The organism is Pedobacter aquatilis (assembly GCF_030409415.1).
GTDB classification, from domain to species: Bacteria; Bacteroidota; Bacteroidia; order Sphingobacteriales; family Sphingobacteriaceae; genus Pedobacter; species Pedobacter aquatilis.
On sequence record NZ_JAUFPW010000008.1, the window covers coordinates 19,601 to 42,665 of the forward strand.

The 23,065-nt window shown below is 35.7% G+C and carries 17 protein-coding genes; 3 read left to right on the forward strand and 14 right to left on the reverse strand.

What is annotated here, in order from left to right; all coding sequences use genetic code 11:
* Positions 1 to 35: 35 nt before the first annotated feature.
* Entirely contained in the window at positions 36 to 674 is a 639-nt protein-coding gene (gene pdeM, locus QWY86_RS01225; protein ID WP_290237808.1) for a ligase-associated DNA damage response endonuclease PdeM, read from the forward strand.
* Between the two features lie 142 nt (positions 675 to 816).
* Here pdeM and trxA read toward each other — a convergent pair whose 3' ends face one another.
* From trxA to mutS, 4 genes are all read right to left on the reverse strand, one after another.
* On the reverse strand, positions 817 to 1,122 hold the full coding sequence (gene trxA / locus QWY86_RS01230) for a thioredoxin (RefSeq protein WP_290237809.1): 306 nt from the start codon (positions 1,120 to 1,122) through the stop codon (positions 817 to 819).
* 137 nt (positions 1,123 to 1,259) lie between these two features.
* Positions 1,260 to 1,727, reverse strand: coding sequence for a TlpA disulfide reductase family protein (locus QWY86_RS01235; protein ID WP_290237811.1), 468 nt, complete (start codon positions 1,725 to 1,727; stop codon positions 1,260 to 1,262).
* 152 nt (positions 1,728 to 1,879) lie between these two features.
* The gene (locus QWY86_RS01240) at positions 1,880 to 2,377 is read right to left on the reverse strand and encodes a C40 family peptidase (RefSeq protein ID WP_290237813.1); all 498 of its coding nucleotides are present in this window, start codon (positions 2,375 to 2,377) and stop codon (positions 1,880 to 1,882) included.
* 117 nt (positions 2,378 to 2,494) lie between these two features.
* Positions 2,495 to 5,074, reverse strand: coding sequence for a DNA mismatch repair protein MutS (gene mutS / locus QWY86_RS01245; RefSeq protein WP_290237815.1), 2,580 nt, complete (start codon positions 5,072 to 5,074; stop codon positions 2,495 to 2,497).
* A gap of 533 nt (positions 5,075 to 5,607) precedes the next feature.
* Here mutS and QWY86_RS01250 point away from each other — a divergent pair.
* The gene (locus QWY86_RS01250) at positions 5,608 to 6,390 is read left to right on the forward strand and encodes an endonuclease/exonuclease/phosphatase family protein (RefSeq protein WP_290237817.1); all 783 of its coding nucleotides are present in this window, start codon (positions 5,608 to 5,610) and stop codon (positions 6,388 to 6,390) included.
* A gap of 9 nt (positions 6,391 to 6,399) precedes the next feature.
* Here the strand turns inward: QWY86_RS01250 and QWY86_RS01255 are convergent, their stop codons facing one another.
* The gene (locus QWY86_RS01255) at positions 6,400 to 7,272 is read right to left on the reverse strand and encodes a sugar phosphate isomerase/epimerase family protein (RefSeq protein ID WP_290237820.1); all 873 of its coding nucleotides are present in this window, start codon (positions 7,270 to 7,272) and stop codon (positions 6,400 to 6,402) included.
* Between the two features lie 186 nt (positions 7,273 to 7,458).
* Here QWY86_RS01255 and QWY86_RS01260 point away from each other — a divergent pair, with 186 nt between their 5' ends.
* Entirely contained in the window at positions 7,459 to 9,144 is a 1,686-nt protein-coding gene (locus QWY86_RS01260) for a PNGase F N-terminal domain-containing protein (RefSeq protein ID WP_290237823.1), read from the forward strand.
* A gap of 215 nt (positions 9,145 to 9,359) precedes the next feature.
* Here QWY86_RS01260 and QWY86_RS01265 read toward each other — a convergent pair whose 3' ends face one another.
* From QWY86_RS01265 to QWY86_RS01305, 9 genes are all read right to left on the reverse strand, one after another.
* The gene (locus tag QWY86_RS01265; RefSeq protein WP_290237825.1) at positions 9,360 to 11,750 is read right to left on the reverse strand and encodes a glycoside hydrolase family 3 N-terminal domain-containing protein; all 2,391 of its coding nucleotides are present in this window, start codon (positions 11,748 to 11,750) and stop codon (positions 9,360 to 9,362) included.
* Positions 11,751 to 11,762: 12 nt separating this feature from the next.
* Entirely contained in the window at positions 11,763 to 12,833 is a 1,071-nt protein-coding gene (locus QWY86_RS01270) for a dipeptidase (protein ID WP_290237827.1), read from the reverse strand.
* Between the two features lie 9 nt (positions 12,834 to 12,842).
* Entirely contained in the window at positions 12,843 to 13,955 is a 1,113-nt protein-coding gene (locus tag QWY86_RS01275) for a D-TA family PLP-dependent enzyme (protein WP_290237829.1), read from the reverse strand.
* Between the two features lie 3 nt (positions 13,956 to 13,958).
* A complete protein-coding gene (locus tag QWY86_RS01280) occupies positions 13,959 to 14,429 on the reverse strand; it encodes a RidA family protein (protein WP_290237831.1) in 471 nt (156 codons plus the stop codon).
* Between the two features lie 21 nt (positions 14,430 to 14,450).
* Positions 14,451 to 15,764: a gluconate:H+ symporter gene (locus QWY86_RS01285; protein ID WP_290237833.1), complete on the reverse strand. Its 1,314-nt coding sequence runs from the start codon at positions 15,762 to 15,764 to the stop codon at positions 14,451 to 14,453.
* Positions 15,765 to 18,062 carry a glycoside hydrolase family 20 protein gene (locus tag QWY86_RS01290; protein WP_290237836.1) on the reverse strand — a complete coding sequence of 766 codons (2,298 nt, stop codon included), beginning with the start codon at positions 18,060 to 18,062 and terminating at the stop codon, positions 15,765 to 15,767.
* A 129-nt stretch (positions 18,063 to 18,191) separates the two neighbouring features.
* Positions 18,192 to 20,336, reverse strand: coding sequence for a GH92 family glycosyl hydrolase (locus tag QWY86_RS01295; RefSeq protein WP_290237837.1), 2,145 nt, complete (start codon positions 20,334 to 20,336; stop codon positions 18,192 to 18,194).
* 143 nt (positions 20,337 to 20,479) lie between these two features.
* Entirely contained in the window at positions 20,480 to 21,904 is a 1,425-nt protein-coding gene (locus QWY86_RS01300; RefSeq protein WP_290237839.1) for a glycoside hydrolase family 125 protein, read from the reverse strand.
* A 290-nt stretch (positions 21,905 to 22,194) separates the two neighbouring features.
* Positions 22,195 to 22,632 (reverse strand): hypothetical protein, encoded by a 438-nt coding sequence (locus QWY86_RS01305; protein WP_290237841.1) that lies wholly within the window; start codon positions 22,630 to 22,632, stop codon positions 22,195 to 22,197.
* Positions 22,633 to 23,065: the final 433 nt, after the last annotated feature.

Genomic DNA, 23,065 nt, shown 5'->3' on the forward strand with positions numbered 1-23,065 from the left:
AATAAATATATAGCTTAAAAAACTAATTAGTATTAATGACCATTACAAGCCACGGAGAAGAACTGATTTTAGATAAAGAAAGGGCTTTATATCTATCTAAACACCAACTTTTAGCCATCAGCGATTTGCATTTGGGCAAGTCTGCGCACTTTCGTTCTGCTGGCGTTCAGGTGCCCTCAACTATTGCTCAAAACGATTTGCAACGACTAAGTTTGCTCATCAAAAAATACAAACCAGAAACTTTGCTAATTAACGGCGATATGTTTCATCATGGTTTAAACACTGATATAGATGAATTTTCGACCTGGAGAAAGCAATACGAAAACCTTACGCTATTGCTCGTGAAGGGCAACCATGATAGATTGGCCAATGCGGATTACGCCCTAATGAAAATTGAGATACATGAGCCAAGTTATTGTTTGGGGCCTTTTTGCTTCATTCACGATGCGCCAAAATGCACAGAAGAAGAACTTTATCCCATCAGCGGACACATCCATCCAGGCGTAACCATTGTGGGCAAAGCAAAACAACGCTTAAAGTTTCCATGTTTTTATTTTGGCAGCGAATATGCGGTTCTGCCGGCTTTTAGTACTTTTACCGGCCTCTATAATATCTATCCAAAAACAAATGAGCAAATTTTTGCCGTTACGCCAAAAAGCGTTTTAGAAGTATAGATTTTTATTCTGAAGAGCAGTTGTAGAAGCCTTTTTTTAATGTCACTCCTGCTATCACTTCAAGGCCGCCCCTTTCATAAACCTAACTCACTACGGGCTTTCCGTTCTATCAGGTCTATTTAACTTCTTTTCTGTTAAATATCTAACGTTGCAAAGCGTGCAAATCTATAATTTGTTTTAATTGCGAAGCTTGTGCAACACCACTTTGGCGCCAAACAGCTTTACCTTTCTTAAATAAAATTAAAGTAGGTACGCTCTGAACCTGATGAGTTGCTGCAACTGGTTGGTTTTTATCAATATCTACTTTAATAATTGAAGCAGAATCGCCAACCTGAGATTTGAGCTGTTCTAATATCGGTTTCATCATTTTGCAAGGACCGCACCATTCTGCAAAAAAATCTACTAAAACAGGTTTATCACCATTAATTAAATCGAAAAATTTAGACATGATGTTTAGTGTTTAGTGTTTAGTGTTTAGTGTTTAGTGTTTAGTGTTTAGTGTTTAGTCGAAACAGACGAAAGTAATATTGGTTTTAATATTAAAAGAATTTAAGACTTGTAAAAATTGTATTCAGTAATATAATTTTAGTCGAAACCTAACAGAACTTTTCTTAATTCTGCTTCGCTAAATTCTTGCTCGTAAAATCGTCTAACTTTCTTATTAACGAACAAAGTTGCTGGAATCGCTCCAGACCATTTTTTATCTATTCGTTCAATATATTGTTGCTGATCTAGTTCATTTAATAGGAAAACCTCAGACTTTAAATTATTTTTTTTAACAAATGGAATAACCTGCTTCTGTAATTTTGATTTAAAATCTAAACTTACTAAAATTACTTTGACAGGCTTTTTAAAATTTGAAACGTTTAATTTTTCAAAATTTGGTAATTCAGCCACACAAGGAGCACACCAAGTAGCCCAAAAATTAACTACGTACGTAGTGTCCTTACCACTCAAAATGCGTTTATCTAAATCATCTAAAGTTAGGAGTTTAACCTGTGCTTCAGCAGAATAAGCCTTTAATAAAAAACAGATTACAAATAAAATACGCATAAATTTAGACCCAAAATTTAGAGGATTAAGTTTCACATTTTCATTCTGAGCATTTTGATGAATCTGAAATCTGTTTGTACAGTTCTAAAATATAAAATCAAATTCAAGCTAGGCAGCTACAAATTCGTACCACATTTCACTGTTAATAGATTTTAATTAACCGAACCTGATTTTACTAAAACTCTTTGATAAGCCGGTAAACTTAAATCATCTACAATAACTCCTCTATTTGTACTCGCATGAACGAAAAAACCATTATTGAGATAAACACCAACATGATCTACATTATTGCCGCCAAATGAGAAGAAAACCAAATCGCCTTCTTTCAAATCATCAATATTTTTGCGCTTAACAACATTGGCCTGGTCGCGGGAAATTCTAGGTAACGTAACCCCATAAATCTCCTTTTGTAGCAGATATGTAAATCCCGAACAATCAATTCCGTTTTTATCCAATCCTCCAAAACGATATTTTACGCCTGTCCAATCTGTGATAAATTTATAAAGTTGTTTACTTTTCAAACTCGACATCGCATCAGCAGCTTTTGAAGCTTTGGTATCGCTTCTAACTGTATATTTTCTGCTGCCACAAGAAGTTATAATTATAGAGAGCACTAAAATCAGAAAAAAATAATTTTTCGTTTTTGTCATATAGTTATATTTTTTGCCACGGAAATACGGTAGTCACGAAAAGAAAAAGAACTATTTTATTTCATGTTTTTATATTTAACACCAAATTCCGTGTGTTCTGTGTTTCAGTGGAAAATCCTAATTTTTTATTAAACGTTGTATTTCATCCAACTTTAACAAAGCCTCTACAGGTGTTAACGCATTTACATCCAAATTATTAAGCGTATCACGAATTTTTACCAAAACCGGATCGTCAATAGCGAACATTTGTAATTGATACGCTTGATTTTGTACTTTCTTGATACTATCCTTGATGCTTTGACCTTCAGTGCGGTCAATTTCCAGCTTCTTTAAAATCTCATTCGCCCTGCCAATTAATTTTGGAGGCATTCCGGCCATTTTCGCTACATGAATACCAAAACTATGCTCGCTTCCACCAGGAACCAACTTCCTTAAGAAAATAACTTTATTAGTCATTTCTTTTACTGAAACATTAAAGTTTTTTATTCGAGGCATTGTATTCGCCAACTCATTTAATTCATGGTAATGCGTGGCAAATAAGGTTTTAGGCCGTGAAGTTGGATGCTGGTGTAAAAATTCTGCAATGGCCCAGGCAATCGAAATACCATCATAGGTACTTGTACCACGTCCAATTTCATCCAACAAGATTAAACTATTATCTGAAATGTTATTCAAGATACTTGCCGTTTCATTCATCTCTACCATGAATGTACTTTCTCCTGATGAAATATTATCAGAAGCACCAACACGAGTAAAAATTTTATCAACTAAACCAACATCAGCAGCTTTTGCAGGGACAAAACTTCCCATTTGCGCCATTAAAACGATCAGCGCCGTTTGCCTCAAAATAGCAGATTTACCCGCCATGTTAGGACCTGTAATCATGATAATTTGTTGCGAATCAGTATCTAGGTAAACATCGTTTGTAATGTATTCTTGCCCTACCGGCAACTGCTTTTCTATAACCGGATGGCGACCACCTTTAATATCTAAAACTTTTTCCTTGTTTACACTTGGCTTAACATAATGATTTTTCTCAGCAAGTTGAGCAAAACACAACAAGCAATCTAATTGTGCAATTAAAAAGGAATTAAGCTGAATCGGCTTGATGTAACTTGCCGTTTCGTACATCAATTCATTATACAAACGAATTTCTATGGCCTGAATTTTCTCCTCTGCACCTAAAATCTGTTCTTCATATTCTTTCAGTTCGGGCGTAATATATCGCTCTGCGTTAACAAGAGTCTGTTTACGAATCCAACCTTCGGGAACTTTGTCTTTATGCGTATGCGTAACCTCCAAATAATATCCGAAAACATTATTAAAGGATATTTTTAAGGAAGGAATGCCCGTTGCCTCTGCCTCTCGTTTCTGAATTTGTACTAAATAATCTTTACCGCCAAAAGCAATTTTTCGCAAACGATCTAAATCTTCATCTATCCCATCGTTAATTACGTTTCCTTTAATCAGCAATGCTGGTGGCTCAGGTTGAAGTTCTCTTTCGATTCGCTCACGAATGGCTAAACAAGGATTTAACTGATCGGCAATTTTAATTAAGAATTGATTTTTTGAATTTGCAGCAAGCTTTTTTACGGCCTCAATATGCGTTAAAGCCCTTTTCAATGCCACTAACTCTCTCGGACCAACACGCTGCAAACCAACTTTAGAGATTAATCTTTCAATATCTCCAATCTGCTTGATATGCGCTAAAAATTCTTGTTGAATTTCTTCGTTTTTAACAAAAAAATCGACCATTCCTAAACGCTCTTCAATGGGCTTTAACTCTTTCAGCGGCATTATAATCCATTTTTGGAGTAAACGAGCACCCATTGGCGTACATGTATGATCGAGAATATCGAAAAGTGTTACAGCATTATCATTTGCAGAATTTACCAATTCCAAATTGCGAATGGTAAATCTATCCAACCACATAAATCGGTCTTCCTCAATTCTACTTATTGATGTAATATGTTGTAAATTGCGATGTTCAGTTTCGCCCAGATAGTGTAAAACTACGCCAGCGGCGATGATTCCACTTTGTAAACGTTCTATTCCAAAACCTTTAAGCGAGGTAACATCAAAATGTTTGGTTAAAGTTTCCTCAGCATAATCTGAAGTATAAGGCCATTCATCTAATCCAAAAGTGTAAAATTTATCGCCAAACTTTTCAATAAAAATTTGACGTTTTGATTTCTGAAAAATTACTTCTGTAGGTTTAAAACCTTGTAAAAGTTTATCTATATAATCGCTGTTTCCTTGTGCAATTAAAAATTCACCGGTAGAAATGTCTAAAAATGAAACTCCAATTTGTGCTTTATCAAAGAAGATTGAAGCCAGGTAATTATTTGATTTCTGATTTACAATGTTATCGCCATAAGCAACACCAGGCGTAACCAATTCAGTAACACCGCGTTTTACAATTGTTTTAGTGGTTTTCGGGTCTTCAAGCTGATCGCAAATGGCTACCCGTTGCCCAGCCCTAACTAGTTTAGATAAATAATTATCGAGTGAATGATGAGGAAAACCCGCAAGTTCTAAAGCGCCACCATTCGGACCTGTTCCTCTTCGGGTTAAAACTATTCCCAAAATCTGAGCGGTTTTAATGGCATCCTCGCCAAAGGTTTCGTAAAAATCTCCAACCCTAAAAAGTAAAAGTGCACCTGGATACTTCGCTTTAATTGCGTTGTATTGTTGCATTAACGGGGTTTCTTTATTCGTATCTTTAGCCAAAACTGAAATTAATTTGCAAAAGCCATAAAGATAGCACGATTAAACGTTGTACAACTGTTTTGTTGATAAATTGAAAGATTGTTAGCATAAAAATTGTAATACTTAACACTTGTTTAATTTAATTAACAAGCAGCGCCTTACTTTTGTAACTGCTGTAAAACTTTTCTATTTTATATAGATTTAATTTCGGTAAGTATAAGCTAACTATTAATAATAATCCCTTGATTCACGATATCCTATTTTACTTTAGTATTTTTCTAATATTATCAACATTAATTCCATTTATCCGACATGATTTTTGGATATTCAGGGTATTCGAATTTCCACGGCTGCAGAAATTGGTTTTAAATATTTACATAATTACACTTATATTTCTATTTAGTTTCCCTGATATTTTAATAGATTATATAATACTTGGATTGCTTTCTATTAATGCTACATACTTAATTTACCTAATATTTCCATTCACAAGATTTGGCTCAAAGCAAATAGTGAAAGCAATGCACCCTTCGAATGATAACAATTTAAAGGTTTTTATCGCGAATGTTTATCAAGAGAACCGAAATTCAAATGCTTACTTAAAACTAATTTCAGCTTGTAATCCTGATGTTGTATTAATGGTCGAAACACATCAATGGTGGCAAGACCAAATTGATGTTATTGGCAAGCGATACCCGTATCAATTAAAAATCCCAATACCAAATACTTATGGCATGTTATTGTATTCAAAATTAGAACTTTCTGATGGAGAAGTTAAATATTTAGTTAAGCAAGACATACCATCAATAGAAACACTTATTAAGCTTCGATCCGGGCAGTTAGTTAAACTTTTTTGCCTTCATCCTGAACCTCCTGTGCCGCAAGAAAACCCAAAATCTACAGAGAGAGATAAAGAAATTTTGATTGTAGCGGAAAAAGCCAAAAAATCTGATTATCCGGTTGTTGTAATGGGCGATTTAAATGACGTTGCCTGGAGTTATACAACTGAGCTATTCGGTAAAATTAGCGGACTGCTCGATCCTAGAAGAGGTCGTGGTTTTTTCAATAGTTTTAACGCAAAATACTTCTTTCTACGCTTTCCGCTCGATCATATTTTTTGCTCTGTAGATTTTTCTTTAAGTTCTATAAAAAGATTACCAAGCTGCAATTCAGACCATTTCCCGATGTTTGTAGACCTTCAATTTAATCCTAAAGCAGAACACCTGAATGATGTCCCGGTTGCAACTGAAGCTGATTTGGAAATAGCAGAAGAGAAAATAAATGCAAACACCACAGAAGATTAACTTAAAAATTTATTTCTTACCATACACTTCTTTTATCTGCTGTGTTAAATAACTAAATGCATACGGTATTTCGGTTTCTGCATTTTCAATTTTTCCTTCTATGAAAATATATTTATTGTATTTGAGTTGCTTTAGTGCTTCGAAATAAGGCTTAAAATCTTCTTTCATAACACCTGGAAGCGAACGTTTTTCTTTCTCTGCTACCTCACAAAAAACTAAGAGGTTGCCCGCTTTTACAATTTCTTCAGGAGATTCATTTTCCCTCATCATGTGAAAAATATCTGCATTTAAACCAAATGCAGGGTTGTTTACTTTTCGAACTACATCGGCTGCATCTTTAACTGTATTAATAAAATTCGTTTCAGAAGATTGAAGATTTTCTAAAGCGATAATAACCTTATTTTTATATGCTAATTTTGCCAGTTCTGAACAAATCTTAACAAAATCTGATTTCGCTTTATCTTTATCGTAATCTTGAGGAATTGATCTAGCTGATGAACTTCCAAGAATGACATATTTAACCCCTGCCTTGTTGGCTCTGGACAATACCTTTTCTGCATAAGTTAACACCTGCTCTGTATTGACTTCTGGTCCGGCAATTTTAATATTCCCAGGAAAAAAAATATTACAACTCAGGACTTTTGTTTTTGCTGCTTTTATTCTTTTCAAATTTGCCTCAAGAGCTTCTTCACTTAAGGATGGTGATAGCATATTTGAAACCGATTCTCCAATGTACTTAAAACCAGCTGAATGAATAATGCTGTCTCTAGATAATGGAGAAACAATGCCTAAAGATGGCATTTGTTGTGCTAAGCTATTCGAGCAGAAGCTTAACAATAACATGTTCAGAACAAGGCAATAAGATTTAATAAAGTTTTTCATTTCAACAGGGTTGATGATGGTTAGATGTTTATCTAAATTAAACTTAATTAACTATAAATCAATATCAAATAAAAGATAACAGCACCAACATTTGTAAAAAATTCTTTATACAAATTGCTTATAACCGCATTTTAGTACAGAAACCAAAATTCTGTAATATCTTTAAGCGATTAAAACATAAAGATAATGAAACCGATTTATAGCCTTTTATTTCTAATTACCATACCTTTTCTGATTAATGCGCAGCAGAAATTAAAACCAGGCAATAATTATAAAATCACCTACTGGCGCTCGGCAGATGGCAAACCAAAGGAAGATAGAAATCCTGTTGTATTGATAGCTTCTACAAATCAGAATTTAATTACAACCGCCTCCATTTTTGAAGGAAATGGGCGATACCCTTTTGAACAAAACATTGTAGAAAAGCCATCAAACATTCTATTCCAAATGGCTGATTTGAATAAGACGACTCAAATTGCAACTGCTGATAGCACTGCGATTGCTAAACAAGTTATTGAAATAACAAATGAAACTAAAGTAATACTAGGCTACACTTGTAAAAAAGCTACAACCGTTGTTAATTCAAATAGGATTGATTTATGGTTTACTGTTGATGCCGGAATAAAAGCTGCACCAACGGTTCTTGGACAGAATTTGGGTTTGGTTTTAGAGCAGGTAAGAAACGGTAATAGTTATTTAACGGCAACTTCAATTAAAGCAATTAAATCAACTGATGTAAAGGATTTTACAGGAAGTAAATCTAAAATAATCAATGCGTTGGATTATAAGGATTTATTATGGAAAAGCAGATTTACAACCTTAAAAGTTTTTGAAAACGAAACCATAAATTTTATTGAAAAGCCACAATCAAAAGATAGTATTTTTAGGTTCGCTGGCGGAACAGTCATCGCCAGAAAGGTTAAATTTCCCTCAATAGAAAATGCTCAAAACGTTTTTGCTGATTTAACTGAACAATCTAATGGCGATGCTTATGATAGAACAGGATCAGTTTTCATCATCCCCACGGATAAAAAAATAAGTTTAATTGATGCTTTAAAAAATTCGGTTAAGGTTTTACCTGTTTACGATAATGGAAATGGTAAACAATATCAGGGCGTAGTTACAACAACAGATTTTACCCCCGTTGTAGAGTTAATGCGTTTCTTTACCCCTTTTGGCGTTGGCAAATACAATAACTTAAAATTGAAAGGTAAAACCTGGGCTGAACAAGTTTTTTATCGTCAGGATATTTCTGAGTTATTTCCTTTATTAAATGGTAAGGAAGCTTGGGTCGCCGTGTTTATTGGCAATTATGATAAAGGCGGACACAAGGTTTCTTTAAATATCACCTTACACAATGCAGGTCGCCAAAAGCCTGAAAAGGATATTATTATGCCGTTATTTAATACCACAAATGTGATGGAAATGGCCGGACAAGAATATGCAACCATGTTCAGTATTGAAAAAGGCTTGGAAGTTTCTTTTATTTTGGATAAAGACGTTAAAAATGCAAAACTTCGCTACATAACCACCGGACATGGCGGTTGGAGCAATGGCGATGAATTTGTACCGAAAAAAAATAGCATTTGGCTTGATGGTAAAGAAACATTTTCTTTCGTGCCTTGGCGACAAGATTGTGGTTCTTACCGACTTTCCAATCCGGCATCCGGAAATTTTGAAACCGGCTTATCGTCATCAGATTTAAGTCGCTCGAATTGGTGCCCAGGAACGGTAACAAATCCAAATTTTATTGATTTAGGCGATTTGAAAGCAGGTTCACACACCATAAAAGTTTCTATACCAATGGGTAAACCAGAAGGTGGAAGCAGCAGTGCGTGGAATGTATCTGGAGTGCTAATTGGAAAGGAATAAGTAGACTTAATTATTCTACAGCAGTTGTATAAAATAACAAATACCATTGTAGACAACGTAATAAAGGGTAGCTTTTAAACTACCCTTTTACAATTGTTTTCTCTAGGAACAATTAATCAATTACCTAAAATTGATTACCTAAAGATATAGTTATTTTTTCTATTTGATAATATTAATATTGAAGAACATCATATTCACCTAATTTACAAACAGTTTTATTTACTGGCTTTTGCTGTATTCATTAAAAAATCTTGCTCCAATTTTGTATTATCTGATGAAGATGCCACCATTATATGATAGGTTCCGAATTCAACTTCCCATTTACTTTTTTGATTATAGATTTCTAAATCATCCTTTGTTAAAGTAAAAGTTAATGTTTTTTCCTCGCCAGCTTTTAAAAAAAACCTTTTAAATTGTTTTAACTGCTTCATTGGAAGCACCACCGACGAAGTTTTGGTATTGAGATACAACTGAACAACTTCTTCCCCGTCAACAGCGCCAGTGTTTTTTAAATTGAAGCTTACCTTTATGTTTTTGTCACCGTTACTTTCTAATTTCAAATTCTGGTAATCGAAAGTGGTGTAGCTTAAACCATAACCAAAGCTGTATAGGGGTTTTGCATCAATCTCGATGTAATCGTGCTTTTCAGGGAAACGGGCATTGTAATAAACTGGCAACTGACCAACAGATTTTGGAACCGAAATGGGTAATCTTCCTGCAGGATTATAATCGCCAAAAATTACATCAGCTATCGCATTTCCACCCTCTTGGCCAGGATACCAGGCATCAACTATGGCTGGAACATTTGCGGCAGCCCAGTTTAAATTTAATGGTCTTCCTTTAATCAACACCAAAACAACTGGTTTCCCTGTCTTAACTACGGCTTTTAAAAGTTTAAGTTGGTCGCCCAACAAATCTAACGTTGCCCTGTCGTAACCTTCGCCACTTTCCATATCACTTATGCCTGATGCAGCAGCGCTAACTTTTGCAGCTCCAGTTTCAATGTATTCGGTTTTAAAATCTCTTGCACTAGAGCCGCCCAAAACAATAACAATAGCATCAGCTTTTTTCGCCGCAGCAACTGCTTCATCAATATTACTGTTTGTGGCATCTCTTATGTCGCATCCCTTTACGTAATTTATTTTTGTTGCAGATGATACTTTATTTTGAATACCACGTAAAACGGTTACCACATTTTCTTCTGTTTGTGGCGCAGTATAATCGCCAAGCTGGTTGTAAATATTATTGGCATTTGGACCAAGAACAGCGATATTTTTTAAATTTTTGCTTAACGGTAAAAGATTGCCTTGGTTTTTTAGAAGCACAATTGATTCTTTGGCTACTTGTCGGGCAAGCTCAATATTTTCTGTACTTCTTACCTTATTTTTGGCCATGTCTACGTTAACATAAGGATTTTCGAAAAGCCCCATATTAAATTTGATGCGTAAAACCCTGCTTACCGCAGTGTCTAAAGTTTTCCTTGTAACTAATCCAGCCTTAACAGCATTACGCAAGGCTTTTCCATAACCAACACCACTTAAATCTGCGTCTAAACCCGCATTAATAGATAATGCTGCCGCATCAGCATGATTTGCTGCAACGTGATGATTTGCCATCAATCCAGAAATACTGTTCAAATCAGAAACTACAAAGCCTTTAAATCCCCATTGATTTCTTAATAAATCCGTTAGTAAAAACTCATTAGAAGAGCATGGAATACCATCAATGGAATTATAAGCAGTCATTACCGATAAAGCACCCGCTTTTACAGCAGCTTTAAATGGAGGCAAATAAAACTGATGTAAAGTACGTAAACCCACGTTAATGCTTCCACCATTATGCCCACCTTCAGGCGCTCCATAAGCAGCGAAGTGCTTTAATGTAGCGACGATGTTTACGCCACTTTTAAGGTTATTTCCCTGAAAACCTTTAACCATTGCCTCGCCCATTCTGCTATTTAAAACATGGTCTTCGCCATAGGTTTCTTCCACTCTAGACCATCTGGGTTCTCTGGCCAAATCTAAAACAGGGCCATAACCAATATGCCCACCTTGCAAACGGGTTTCTTTAGCGATTACGCTTGCAACTTTATTAATCAAATCTGGATTAAAAGTACTGCCCAGACCAATAGATGTTGGAAATACGGTAGTTCCGATAGCCATGTGCCCATGCGGACATTCTTCTGAAAGCAAAACAGGAATACCTAATCTTGTATTTTCTATGGCATATTTTTGAATGGCGTTTGTGGCTTTAGCCGCCAACTCTGGGTTTAAGCCATTGGCAAGTGTTTTCTTTGTCCACGGGTCTGCTCTTAAAGTTGCCCATAACATTCCAGTATATTCTTCTTTTAACGATTTTTTAAATGTTTCGCTAACTTCAACTTCATTTCCTATTCTCGTGTACATCGGCCAGCCTAAGGGCATAGAAATTTGCCCTACTTTTTCTTCAATCGTCATTCGGGATAGTAAATCTTTAATACGACTTTCTACCGAAGCTTTAGGGTTTTTATAGAGAGGATTACTGCTTTTGGACTGAGCTGAAATATTTGTAGGCAACGCAGAAATAACCACAGCTAATAAAAGTACTGTTTTTTGTATTGTCTTCATTATATGGAATTATTAAGCCCAGGCTTTTCTTAAAAATCTTAACCAATTGCCATGCATCAGGTTTTCTACATCAGTTTCTGTATAGCCCTTTTGTTTAAATAAAGCTGGAACTTTTTGCAAATCTGCGATGGTTTCCAAATCGTAAGGGCATTGCTCTTTACCGAAAGCACCATCTAAATCAGAACCTATACCTACATGGTTTGCATTTCCTGCCAGCTGGCAGATGTGGTCGATGTGGTTTACCATCACTTCTAAATTACATTTCATTTCTTTAGGTTTGGATATACCCCTTTTCCAGTTTGGCACCATCATCCAGGCATCTAATGCACTACCAATAACCGCACCTCTATTTACCAGTTCCTTAATTTGTTCATCGCTATATTGGCGGTTGTGGTTTACCAAAGCTCGGCAATTGTTATGCGATGCCCAAACATGGCCATTAAAACGACTTAAAGCATCCCAAAAACTATCATCACATAAGTGAGTAGCATCTAAAATAACATTCAAGCGCTCCATTTCTTTCAACAGTTCATGCCCCATTGCCGTCATTTTTCCAGTCGCATCAGTTCCCTGAGCATAACGACCAGGGCCATAATGCGCAGGGCCAACAGCTCTTAGTCCATTATGCCAGGCTTTTTCTAAATGATTAAACGTAACAAAAGAATCCGCACCTTCTAAACTTAAAATGTAACCAATTGGCTTTTTATCAACAGGTTGTCCATCGTTCCAAACCTTTAAATGTTGTTCTAAAGTTTCTAAATCTTTTACCTGAAACATTTCTCCAGCATCTTCCATAGCTTTGTACCAGGCCAGCTGACCTTGAGTTTGCGCCCAGGCTTGTTCTGGAGAATGCCATCCCGGCAGGTGATTATCTGGTGCAACATAACGGGCAATTTGTGTAGCCACAACCAAACCAATATTGCCTTTTCTCAACTCTGGCAAAGAAACTGTTGCTAGTGAACGGTCAGGTTTATCGGTTAATCCTTCTTCCCTTTTATTAATATCGACAACATTTTTTGTTAAATCTCGATTCCACTCGAGGGCATTCATACTTAAATCAAGATGGGCATCTATAGTAAACATGATAAAATATTAAATGGTAATTTTTCTTTTACGGGAAATTATATCCCAGTACTGAACATCTTTAATTTCATCAAGACAAACGGCTTTTTCATGTAAAGCCACTGTTGGGCAAACATGATATGGCAAACCGTAAAGCACATCGCCAATTTTATAGGCATTCGGGTTATCACTTGTCAAAACCAAATGCTCTTCACTTTGACTCTTTATTTCAAGGTTTGGAGCATTAACAAAGAATACTCTATTTTGCAATTCCTTTTCAGCAGCAACGGCCTTGTGCCCTAAATCTGTACAGATAAAACCATCGGCAGGCTTTGAAACAATTCTGCTCACTACCAACGCAGCTACCTCAAATTTTTGTTCTGGATAGGCATCCTGATAACCTTTATCCCACAAAACAAAAGTTCCAGGACTACATTCAAAATCAGTTTCTGTCGAATAAATTGGGAATGTTGGTGTTCCGCCAGCGATAATAGTAAATTTACTATTGCTGATGTTTTCACAATGCAATTTAAGCTGATTGATTTGCTTAATAATTGGCTGGGACTTTTGCTTACGCACATCCATTGATGAATCATGAATATGGCCATCGTAGGCATGGAAACCCTTTAAATTCAGGTTTGGTAAAGCAGTTATACTTTTAACCAACGCCATAGCCAAATCAGGTAAAATCCCAGTTCTGTTCATGCCCACATTTAAATCGATGTAAACATTAACCATTCTATTTTCGCTTGTAGCCTTTGCGGAAAGCTGTTCTGCAATTTCCAAATCATCAACCAAACAACTAAAAACTGTTGAGCTGTATGTTTTCTGAAGTTTTAAAAATCTGTTAATATTTTCGCCAACAGGCGGATAAGCCAGCAAAACATCCTTTGCATTTGCCATTCCAAGCATTTGTGCTTCGGCAATGGTTGCACACTTAAATTTATTTATCCCTTCAGCTATCATAAGATTAGTAACTTCAAGGCATTTATGTGTTTTAACATGAGGGCGTAAACGCCCCACATCATCAATCATTGTTTTTAATGTTTTGATGTTATGTTTGATTCGCTCGATGTAAAAAATCAAAGACGGCGTTTCTAAGCTCGCTTCATCTGTAAGTATAAACCAATCTTGTTGCTGCATAATTTACACCATTTCAAAAAGGGCTTCAATTTCTACTGGGATATTATCTGGCAGGGAGCCAAAGCCAACTGCACTTCTAACCCCAATTCCATTTTCCTCGCCCCAAACCTTTGCAAAAAGTTCGCTGCAACCATTAATAATAAATGGATGTTTTTCAAATTCAGGCGTACAATTTACCATGCCTAAAACTTTGATAACCCGTTTTATTTTGTTTAAACTTCCAATATTGGTTTTAATGGTGGATAACATGGTCAATCCAACTTGTAAAGCGGCAAGTTTACCTTCTTCTTGTGTTAAATCAGAACCAATTCTGCCAATGATTAGTGATTTATCATCCTGAACAGGACCATGACCGCTTAAATAAAGATATTTTCCATCAACAAGACAAGGTTTATAAACACCAAGTGGTGCCGGTGCAGGTGGTAAATTAAGTTTTAATTGTTCAAAACGCTCATCGGGAGTTAAATTTTCCATTTTGTGTATTAGTGATTATAATTAGATAAAAATATTGAGTAGTAAGACACCACCTAAACCCATCAGGCCAACGATGGATTCCATCATCGCCCAGGATTTAAAAGTATCTTTCAAAGTTAAACCGAAATATTCTTTAAACATCCAGAAACCTGCATCATTGACATGAGAAAACATTAAACTGCCCGCACCAACAGCTAAAACCATCAGATTTGGATTGGTATGCGTATGTTCCATGAGCGGTACAATGATTCCTGCAGTAGTTAAACCTGCAACTGTTGCCGAACCTACGCAAAAGCGAATAATTGCGGCAATCATCCAGGCTAAGAATAAAGGTTCTGCTTTAATATCCTGCAAGTAATCTGCAATTTGATTACTTACGCCACTTTCTGTTAAAACTTGTTTTAATGCACCAGAACCCGCTATAATTAACAAAATCATAGCGATATCTTTCAAAGCATCGGCATAAACAGCCATAATTTCGCTCATCTTTTTTCCTTGTGATAAGCCCAGTAACCAGGTGGCCGCAATCAAAACAATCAGCATCACAACTGAAGGATTTCCTGCGAATAAAATGTATGGCAATAAGAATGAATTAACCGGCAAAATCATTGGTAAAAATGATGCCGCTGCCAATAAAATTACAGGTAATAATGCAGTAAAGAAGCTCTTAAATCCACTTGGTAATTCATTTTCAGACATTTCTTTCGGCGTAAACGAAGCCAACGGGCTTGCAGGAATTGCTTTTAAATAACGGGAAAATATTGGTCCGCCGATAATAATTGCTGGAATTGAAACCGCCAAACCATACAACAAAGTTAAACCCATATCTGCCTTGAACTGAATAACCAGAGCCGCTGGAGAAGGATGTGGCGGTAAAAAACCATGGGTAACAGATAATGCGGCCAACATGGGCAAACCAATATAAAGTGCTGGTAATTTGTAGCGGTAAACTACAGAAAATATCAATGGAACCATGAGCACAAAGCCAATTCCGTAATAAAGCGGAATGCCGATTAAGAAACCTGTTAAAACCATTGCCCACTGAATGTACTTTTCGCCAAAAACACGCATACTTACTTCTGCAATTTTTTGTGCAGCACCACTTTCTGCTACGAGCTTACCCAACATAGCCCCAGCGGTAATTATAATGGCTAATGAGCCCAGCACATCGCCCATTCCTTTTTCTATGCTTGAAGGAATTTTCGCAGGTGGTAAACCTAAAGCTAAACCAGCTACAAAGGAAACTGCCAGAAAGGATAAAAAAGCATTGATTTTAAATACCGAAATGAGTACGATAAGTAAAGCAATGCAGAGGAAAACGATTAGTATAGTCATTTAATTTACGATAATTTCATCAACCATTAACAAAGCCTTTGAGCCTGCCCCATAAAATACATTCGGAATTGTACCAATGTTTGCAGCTTTTAAATGCACATATCTGGCTTTAATCGGTTCGATTTTATGCAGAACTGAATTGATGCCTTCCTGGCTAAATTTTGTTTGCCTGGATACTTCCTTGTAATGGTTTCCATCGCTGGAAACTTCTATAATTAATAAGGTTGGCGGGTGCATTTTTTGCCATTGATAATTAAGGATGTTAATTCCTACCTCTTTAATCAATTCATCTTTTCCCAAATCCACCACGGCTTCAAAATCAGTTCCACTTAAACCCAACCACTCTCCATTATTGTACAGCGGAGAACCTTGTAAACCATTTACCAATACCTGTGCATCGATATTATAATTACCCGAACCCAAGTTTTTCAAAGAAATACGCTTACCCGTCGCCAAGTTATGAACGATTGTTTGTTCATACAATTTGCCGATAGGATTAGCGCCTTTAAAAACTTGTGCTTTCAAAATTACTGGCTTACTAAAAGTTAAGCTTGATGTATATTTATTACTGGCTTTTGTGGGCTCAGCACCATTTAAGGTATATCTAATTTCAGCCTCAGGCATATCGGTTTGAAGCACAAAACCGTGCGCTGTCGCTTTACCCATAACTTCATAAAATGATGAACTATAATTAATTCCTTTCAGAAACTTTAAATTAAATTGTAGTCGCTTTAAAAAATCAGCATAATTTCTATTTTTAGGAGTTGACCAAGCCATTTCGGATAAGGCAACAATTCGTGGGAAAATCATGTATTCTGCTTTTTTCTCATCGGGCATATACTCTGTCCAAACGTTTGCCTGTACGCCTTTTATGTATTTTTGCTCTGTTGAATTCAGTTCTTCAGGCATTGGCTCATATTCGTAAACCTTTCTGAGTGGCAGATAACCGCCCGCAGCAGTTTGCTCACTTTTATTTAAGGATTGATAATAATCTAGGTAAAGAAATTTTTCGGGCGTCATAATCACGTCGTGTTTAAGCTTAGCCGCAGCAATGCCGCCTTCTAAACCTCTCCAACTCATTACCGTTGCATCGGGTGCTAAACCACCTTCTAAAATTTCATCCCAACCGATAATCTTTTTACCTTTTGTATGGAGGTATGTTTCCATTCGGGTGATAAAGTAAGATTGCAACTCGTGCTCATCTTTAAGCTGTTCATCTATTATGCGTTTTTGACATTTCGGACAATCGTGCCACCTCGTTTTTGGACATTCATCGCCACCAATATGTATATATTTTGAGGGAAATAGCTCAACCACTTCATCTAAAACACCTTCTAAAAATGCAAAGGTTTCTTCATTTCCTGCACAGAAAACATCATCAAATACGCCCCAAAAGGTGGCAGTTTGATATGGTCCGCCCGTACAGCCTAAATTTGGGTAAGCTGCAAGTACAGCTCTTGCGTGGCCAGGCATTTCAATTTCAGGAATAGTATTGATGTTAAGTTTGGCAGCATATTGCACAACATCTTTTATTTCTTCTTGTGTATAATAACCTCCATAACGTTTACCATCAAAAATATGTGGATTTGAACGTTTATGCCCGACTAAGGTTTCATTTCTATAAGCAGATTTTGTTTGTAGCAAAGGATATTTTTTAATCTCAACCCTCCAACCCTGGTCATCTGTTAAATGCCAATGAAAAGTATTAATCTTATAAAATGCTAAAACCTGAAGCCACTTTTTTATTGAAGCAACACTAAACATATTCCTGGCAACATCAAGATGCATACCTCTGTAGGCAAAACGTGGTTCATCTGCTATTTCATAGGCCTGAACGACTATTTTTTTACCATCTTTTTTTATCAGTTGAATTAAAGATTGTAAACCATAAAACAGCCCTTGTTTATCTTTCGCTTTGATATCAATTTTATTGCTGGAAACAGAAAGAAAATAACCTTCGGATTTAATATTTAAGGTAGAATCCAGGATTAAATTAATGCCTTTCGAGCTTGCATTTCCTCCGTTTGATAGGGTAAAACCTCCTAAATCATTTAAGTGCTGATTAAAAAATGCTAAGCTTACTTTTTCTCCTATTGGAAAAAAAAGTTTTGTATTCGCGGTTATGGTAAAATATCCCTGTTTTTTGGTTTCCTTTAATGGTTTTGGAATGATGTCAGAATTAGCTAAATCTTGAGCGTAACCATCGTTAACAACAAATAATATAGTTGCAAATACTAATATGCTAATGGTTAAAGCTTGCTTAAACAAAATGACTTTTGGTAAGGAGATTTTTATCATAACGCCAATTATAATAAGCCTAAGGTAAGTTTAAAACTTTGTTTTCTCCGTCAATAACTACATTTTCTTGCTCGGCAACGGCTTATATTCAAATGCACTTTTTAATAGCTTTAATGATATACTTGGTTGCTATTGAGTCAAAATTTCTAGATTTCCACCGTTTTTAAATAAATCATGAGAAACGAAATATCCATTATTTAATTTACCATCAACTTTAATTGATTTTAAACCTCTCCCCTTAGTCGGTTTACTAATTGTGATAATTTTGCCACTACTTGTACGCCATTTAACTTCATCAAAAAGCGGTGCCGTAACGATATATTCTGCATCTGTAGCCGAAAATGGATAAATTCCAAGAGCGCTAAATACATACCACGATGACATTTCACCGGCATCATCCATACCGCACAAGGCTAAACCTTCATCACCAATTCCGTAAAGGGCATTCATAATAGTATCTAGTATTTTTTGTGATTTTTCTGGCTTGTTGATGAAATGATAAGAAAATGGCGCCTCATGGTCGGGTTGATTACCGTGGCAATATTGTCCAATCATCGTTTCTACATTTCTTGCAATATAATTTGGATTCCAAGGAACGGTAAATAGCGAATCTAATTTCGATTCGAAACCCTTTGCGCCACCATAAAGTTCGATTAAACCTTGCATATCATGCGGAGCAAAAAACGAAACTTGCCATGCGTTGGCCTCTCTATACATATATTCATAATATGGATATTGTGGATTAAATGGGGTAATCCAAGAACCATCAGCCAATTTACCACGCATGAATCTGGTAGATGGGTCGAACATATTTTTATAGTTTTTAGAGCGAGCCATTAAAATTCTGTAATTCGCTGTATCACCCAATTTCTTCGCAATTTGGGCAACGGAATAATCATCATAAGCATATTCTAAAGTTTTAGAAACACCAGCAGCAGCTTTAGTTTCAACATGTGGGTTCTGAACATCTGGGTCAGAAATAAAACCTTTTTTAATGTATTCTTCTACGTGAGGTCTTGCACCGCCCGGGGTATTGGCGTTTTTCAATAAAATTTGATAAGTACCGTTAATATCAAACTTATCGATACCGCGAAGATATGCGCCTGCAATTGAAGAAGAACCATGGTCGCCATGGAAGAATGTTGGAATAAACCCTTTTTTGTCACCTACATCTTTCATTGATTTTATAACATCAAGCGTAACCTCAGGTGAAATCAATCCTAGCAAAACATCTTTGTTTCGGTACGTATCCCACAGAGATGGTTCGGTATAATAATTGAAATCTGCCTTTACAACTTTTCTATTTGCATCTGTAAATTGTCCATTAACATCACTGCGCAAAGCCGGCCATAAGAATGAACGGTATAAGCAAGAATATAGCATAACTTTTTGCTTTTCAGTTCCGCCCTTAACTTGTATAGATGATAATATTGTTTCCCATTTCGAGGTTGCTTCCTTTCGAATTATAGCAAATGATTTTTTGCCAATTTCTGCCATTAAATTTTCTTTTGCATTTTCCGTGCTTACGAAAGATAAACCTATTTTAAGTTCTACAGGAGCAGCATTACCATCTGCTAAATATGCAATTGCATAACCTGTTCTTTTACCCTCTTCAGTTTTTTGTAGTTTATTTATTTTTGTGTTGATGATTGCGTAGAAATAAACGTTCTCTCCTCCCTGAAAACCTTTAATTACGTTCCTGCCCTCTTGTTCGATATTCCAGGTTGAAACACGGCTATTGGCTTTCCCCATATCGAAAAGGATTTGCCTGTTTGTATTATTCTTAAATTCGTATTTGTGATAACCAGCTCTTAATGTTGATGTAAGACTAACATTTACATCGTAATCATCTAAGTAGACCTGATAAAAACCTGGTGCTGAACTTTCTTTTTGATGTGAAAATTTTGAACCAAACTTTTCACCTGGGTTTGACATTGGTAAAATCGGAATATTACACAGATTCCAGTGGCCCTTATTGGTATGCGTAAAACCTAAAATAAAAGAATCTTCATATTCATAACCTGCACCAGAGCCATATTCAGTCATTGGACTTAACTGTACCATTGCGTTTGGCAAGGATGTTCCGGGAAATGTTAATCCTGCCCAAGAACGCCAACCTTTGGGCAATTCATAACCTAAAATTTTAGGATCTGTTAAAGGTGCTGTACCAATAAATGTATTAACATATTTTGTAAAGGTTTGGCTTTTTGCAGATGCAGATATTAGACATAAAAGCAGCATTCCATAAATAAATGGCTTGGTTAAACTTTTCATTAGATAAATATATTTGGGTTGGAAAATCAAAAATAAATAATTGGATTATTAGAGATAAAAGGTAGCATTATCATTACCCTAAATCGATTTATTATGTATCAAAAGAAAAAGCCCGCTTCATTTTATTGAAGACGGGCTAACAATTAAACTTTTAATAGAGCAGGTTTTTCATTGTAAGTTCTCCAGAGTAACTCACCAAATAAGGTATTAGACCATGCAAACCAAGAACGAGTAAACTTGGTAGGGTCATTTTTATGAAAACCTTCATGCATGAAGCCTGTACCAGCATGGGTTTTCTGTAAAGTTTCTATACACCACTTAATTTCTTTGTCATCAGTAGAAGTTAAAGCCCTCATAGTGATACTCATCGGCCAAATCATATCTTGTCCAACATGTGGACCGCCAATACCTTCTGCCGCTGTTCCTTTAAAGAAATAAGGATTATCTAAAGAAAGTGCAAACTTCCTTGTATTTTGATAAATCGGATCATCAAGTTTAACAGCGCCCAAATAAGGCAAACTCAATAAACTCGGTACGTTAGAGTCATCCATTAAATAAGAGCTACCAAATCCATCAACTTCGAAAGCATAAATTTTTCCATATTTTGGATGATTTACAATGGCATGCTTTTGTATAGCAGCGCTAACTTCATCAGCAAGATTTAATAAATTACTTTCTAAAGCAGCATCACTTTGCAGAGCCTTAATCATTTCTGCAGCCTGCTTCAAACTTGTTACAGCAAAGAAATTTGAAGGAATCAGGAATGGAAAGATAGTTGCATCATCACTTGGGCGAAAAGCAGAGCAAATTAAACCAACTGGATTTACCGGAAAACCATAACCCGCCATAGGCAATGAATCCGTAGGATGAGGTGTATTACGCTGAAAGTGGTAAGGTCCGTTATTCGTTTTACGTTGCTGTTCTTTAAAAGTTTTTAGCGTTGCCTCAATTCCTTTTTTCCAGTTTGCATCAAAGGGAGCTTTATCTCCGGTTTTTTTCCAGTAGTGATAAGCCAAACGAATTGGATAACATAATGAATCAATTTCCCATTTGCGCTCATGTACGCCAGCTTGCATGTCTGTACGATCTGTCTTCCACTCGCCTACTTTGTTGGCATCACCATAAAATGCATTGGCGTATGGGTCTTTTAAAACACACTGCGTTTGGTGGCTAATAACACCAGCAATTAACTTTTTTAACGGTTCATCTTCATTAACAAATTGTAAATACGGCCAAACCTGGGCAGAACTATCGCGTAGCCACATTGCATCGATATCACCAGTAATTACATAAGTATCTGGTTTACCATTTTTATCAGAATAATAAACCGTAGTGTCTAGAGTATTGGGGAAGCAGTTTTCAAATAACCAATTCAATTCTGGATTTTTAACCTTACTTTGAAATGTTTTTATTGCACTATCTATTGCTTTACTCTTAAAATGTCTTTTACCTTCAGCAACTCTTACTATCGGAAATTCTGGAGCTAATTCTGCGGCAAAAGAAAATTTAGATGCCACAACACCTGCGCCTAATAAGCCCGTGTTTTGAATAAAAGTTCTTCTTTTCATAGTTATTCTTTGTGTATTGATTTTAGGTTGTTCTTACTGAAAAAGACAAGCGCAAAATGCATTATATTTTTTTTTGCAGATGCACTAGATAAAAAATATTCCGGTTAGAACTAAAACAAATATATATTAAAATTTTCTGAAGATCAAAATCAAAAAAGGCAATTAAGGCATTCCTAAATCGTTTTTTCAATACGTACCAAAGATATTACAAGCAAATGCTTCGGGAGGAAATTTTTAGCATTTAGAATTGCTCATTTGTATGGCAGAATTTATAAAATTGTCTATAAAGTTTATTTAAATAACCAATCAATATTAAGTTTAACACAGTCTGCATGGTTATTTATTTCTGATTTAAAAGTTTGGTTGAAGTTGAATGTATTTTTATTAATCAGCTTAATTGTTCTTGTCAAAAGTTTAGTGTCATTTTTAAGTGATTGAATAAATTCTAAAAATAGATTTGTATGGTTGGTGTAGAGAAATACCAAGAATTCTTTTGGATTAAAGACCTTATCCTGAGGGAGCCAATCTGGTTTGAATCCGTTAGTAATGTAGAAAACCAATGCCTCATAATCGTTAATAATACTTTCAATACAATCATTAGAATACATATAATTGGTGGTACCTCTCCCCAAGAAATTATTTTGACTTTTGTACTCTTTAAATTGAGTTACAGGCAATACTGTTTTTAATATACTTGCCTTTGATTTGATAGGTGATGATGCAATCATGAGAATGTGTTTAAGGATTAATTTTTTATTATATCGAACTCAATACGAAGCGGAGATTTTAATAAGTTTTTAGTTGTATTCTTATGAGTTTGAAATAGATTATAAGTGTATTGTATAGCGGGAGGAATAGCGGTTTCGACAGGATAAAAAATGGTAACGAAGTGGTTGTTTCGTGAACATAAACACATTGTTGCAGTGCACACTTTGAGCATTTTGAACATAGTTTTATGACTTAGATTCTTATCGTAACTACAACAACCTGAAAGCCATTAGTTTAGGGATAATAAAAAGACTTACATAAACCTAAAAAATAAAATTTTAGCATTATTAACATAATTGAGTATTTTTATTAACATACTTATAATCAATAAAATATGCTTTCCTCCTATTGTAGCCAGTTTTATTAATATATCAGCAGTTTAATAACTGAGTT

Bases quoted from the DNA above. Each gene is read 5' to 3' on its own strand.
- pdeM (WP_290237808.1), top strand. From the start codon at position 36: ATGACCATTACAAGCCACGGAGAAGAACTGATTTTAGATAAAGAAAGG.
- QWY86_RS01265 (WP_290237825.1), bottom strand. From the start codon at position 11,750: ATGAAGACAATACAAAAAACAGTACTTTTATTAGCTGTGGTTATTTCT.
- QWY86_RS01300 (WP_290237839.1), bottom strand. From the start codon at position 21,904: ATGAAAAGAAGAACTTTTATTCAAAACACGGGCTTATTAGGCGCAGGT.
- QWY86_RS01255 (WP_290237820.1), bottom strand. From the start codon at position 7,272: ATGAAAAACTTTATTAAATCTTATTGCCTTGTTCTGAACATGTTATTG.
- QWY86_RS01275 (WP_290237829.1), bottom strand. From the start codon at position 13,955: ATGCAGCAACAAGATTGGTTTATACTTACAGATGAAGCGAGCTTAGAA.
- QWY86_RS01290 (WP_290237836.1), bottom strand. From the start codon at position 18,062: ATGATAAAAATCTCCTTACCAAAAGTCATTTTGTTTAAGCAAGCTTTA.
- mutS (WP_290237815.1), bottom strand. From the start codon at position 5,074: ATGCAACAATACAACGCAATTAAAGCGAAGTATCCAGGTGCACTTTTA.
- QWY86_RS01240 (WP_290237813.1), bottom strand. From the start codon at position 2,377: ATGACAAAAACGAAAAATTATTTTTTTCTGATTTTAGTGCTCTCTATA.
- QWY86_RS01235 (WP_290237811.1), bottom strand. From the start codon at position 1,727: ATGCGTATTTTATTTGTAATCTGTTTTTTATTAAAGGCTTATTCTGCT.
- QWY86_RS01270 (WP_290237827.1), bottom strand. From the start codon at position 12,833: ATGTTTACTATAGATGCCCATCTTGATTTAAGTATGAATGCCCTCGAG.
- QWY86_RS01260 (WP_290237823.1), top strand. From the start codon at position 7,459: ATGAAACCGATTTATAGCCTTTTATTTCTAATTACCATACCTTTTCTG.
- QWY86_RS01250 (WP_290237817.1), top strand. From the start codon at position 5,608: ATGCACCCTTCGAATGATAACAATTTAAAGGTTTTTATCGCGAATGTT.
- QWY86_RS01305 (WP_290237841.1), bottom strand. From the start codon at position 22,632: ATGATTGCATCATCACCTATCAAATCAAAGGCAAGTATATTAAAAACA.
- QWY86_RS01285 (WP_290237833.1), bottom strand. From the start codon at position 15,764: ATGACTATACTAATCGTTTTCCTCTGCATTGCTTTACTTATCGTACTC.
- QWY86_RS01280 (WP_290237831.1), bottom strand. From the start codon at position 14,429: ATGGAAAATTTAACTCCCGATGAGCGTTTTGAACAATTAAAACTTAAT.
- trxA (WP_290237809.1), bottom strand. From the start codon at position 1,122: ATGTCTAAATTTTTCGATTTAATTAATGGTGATAAACCTGTTTTAGTA.
- QWY86_RS01295 (WP_290237837.1), bottom strand. From the start codon at position 20,336: ATGAAAAGTTTAACCAAGCCATTTATTTATGGAATGCTGCTTTTATGT.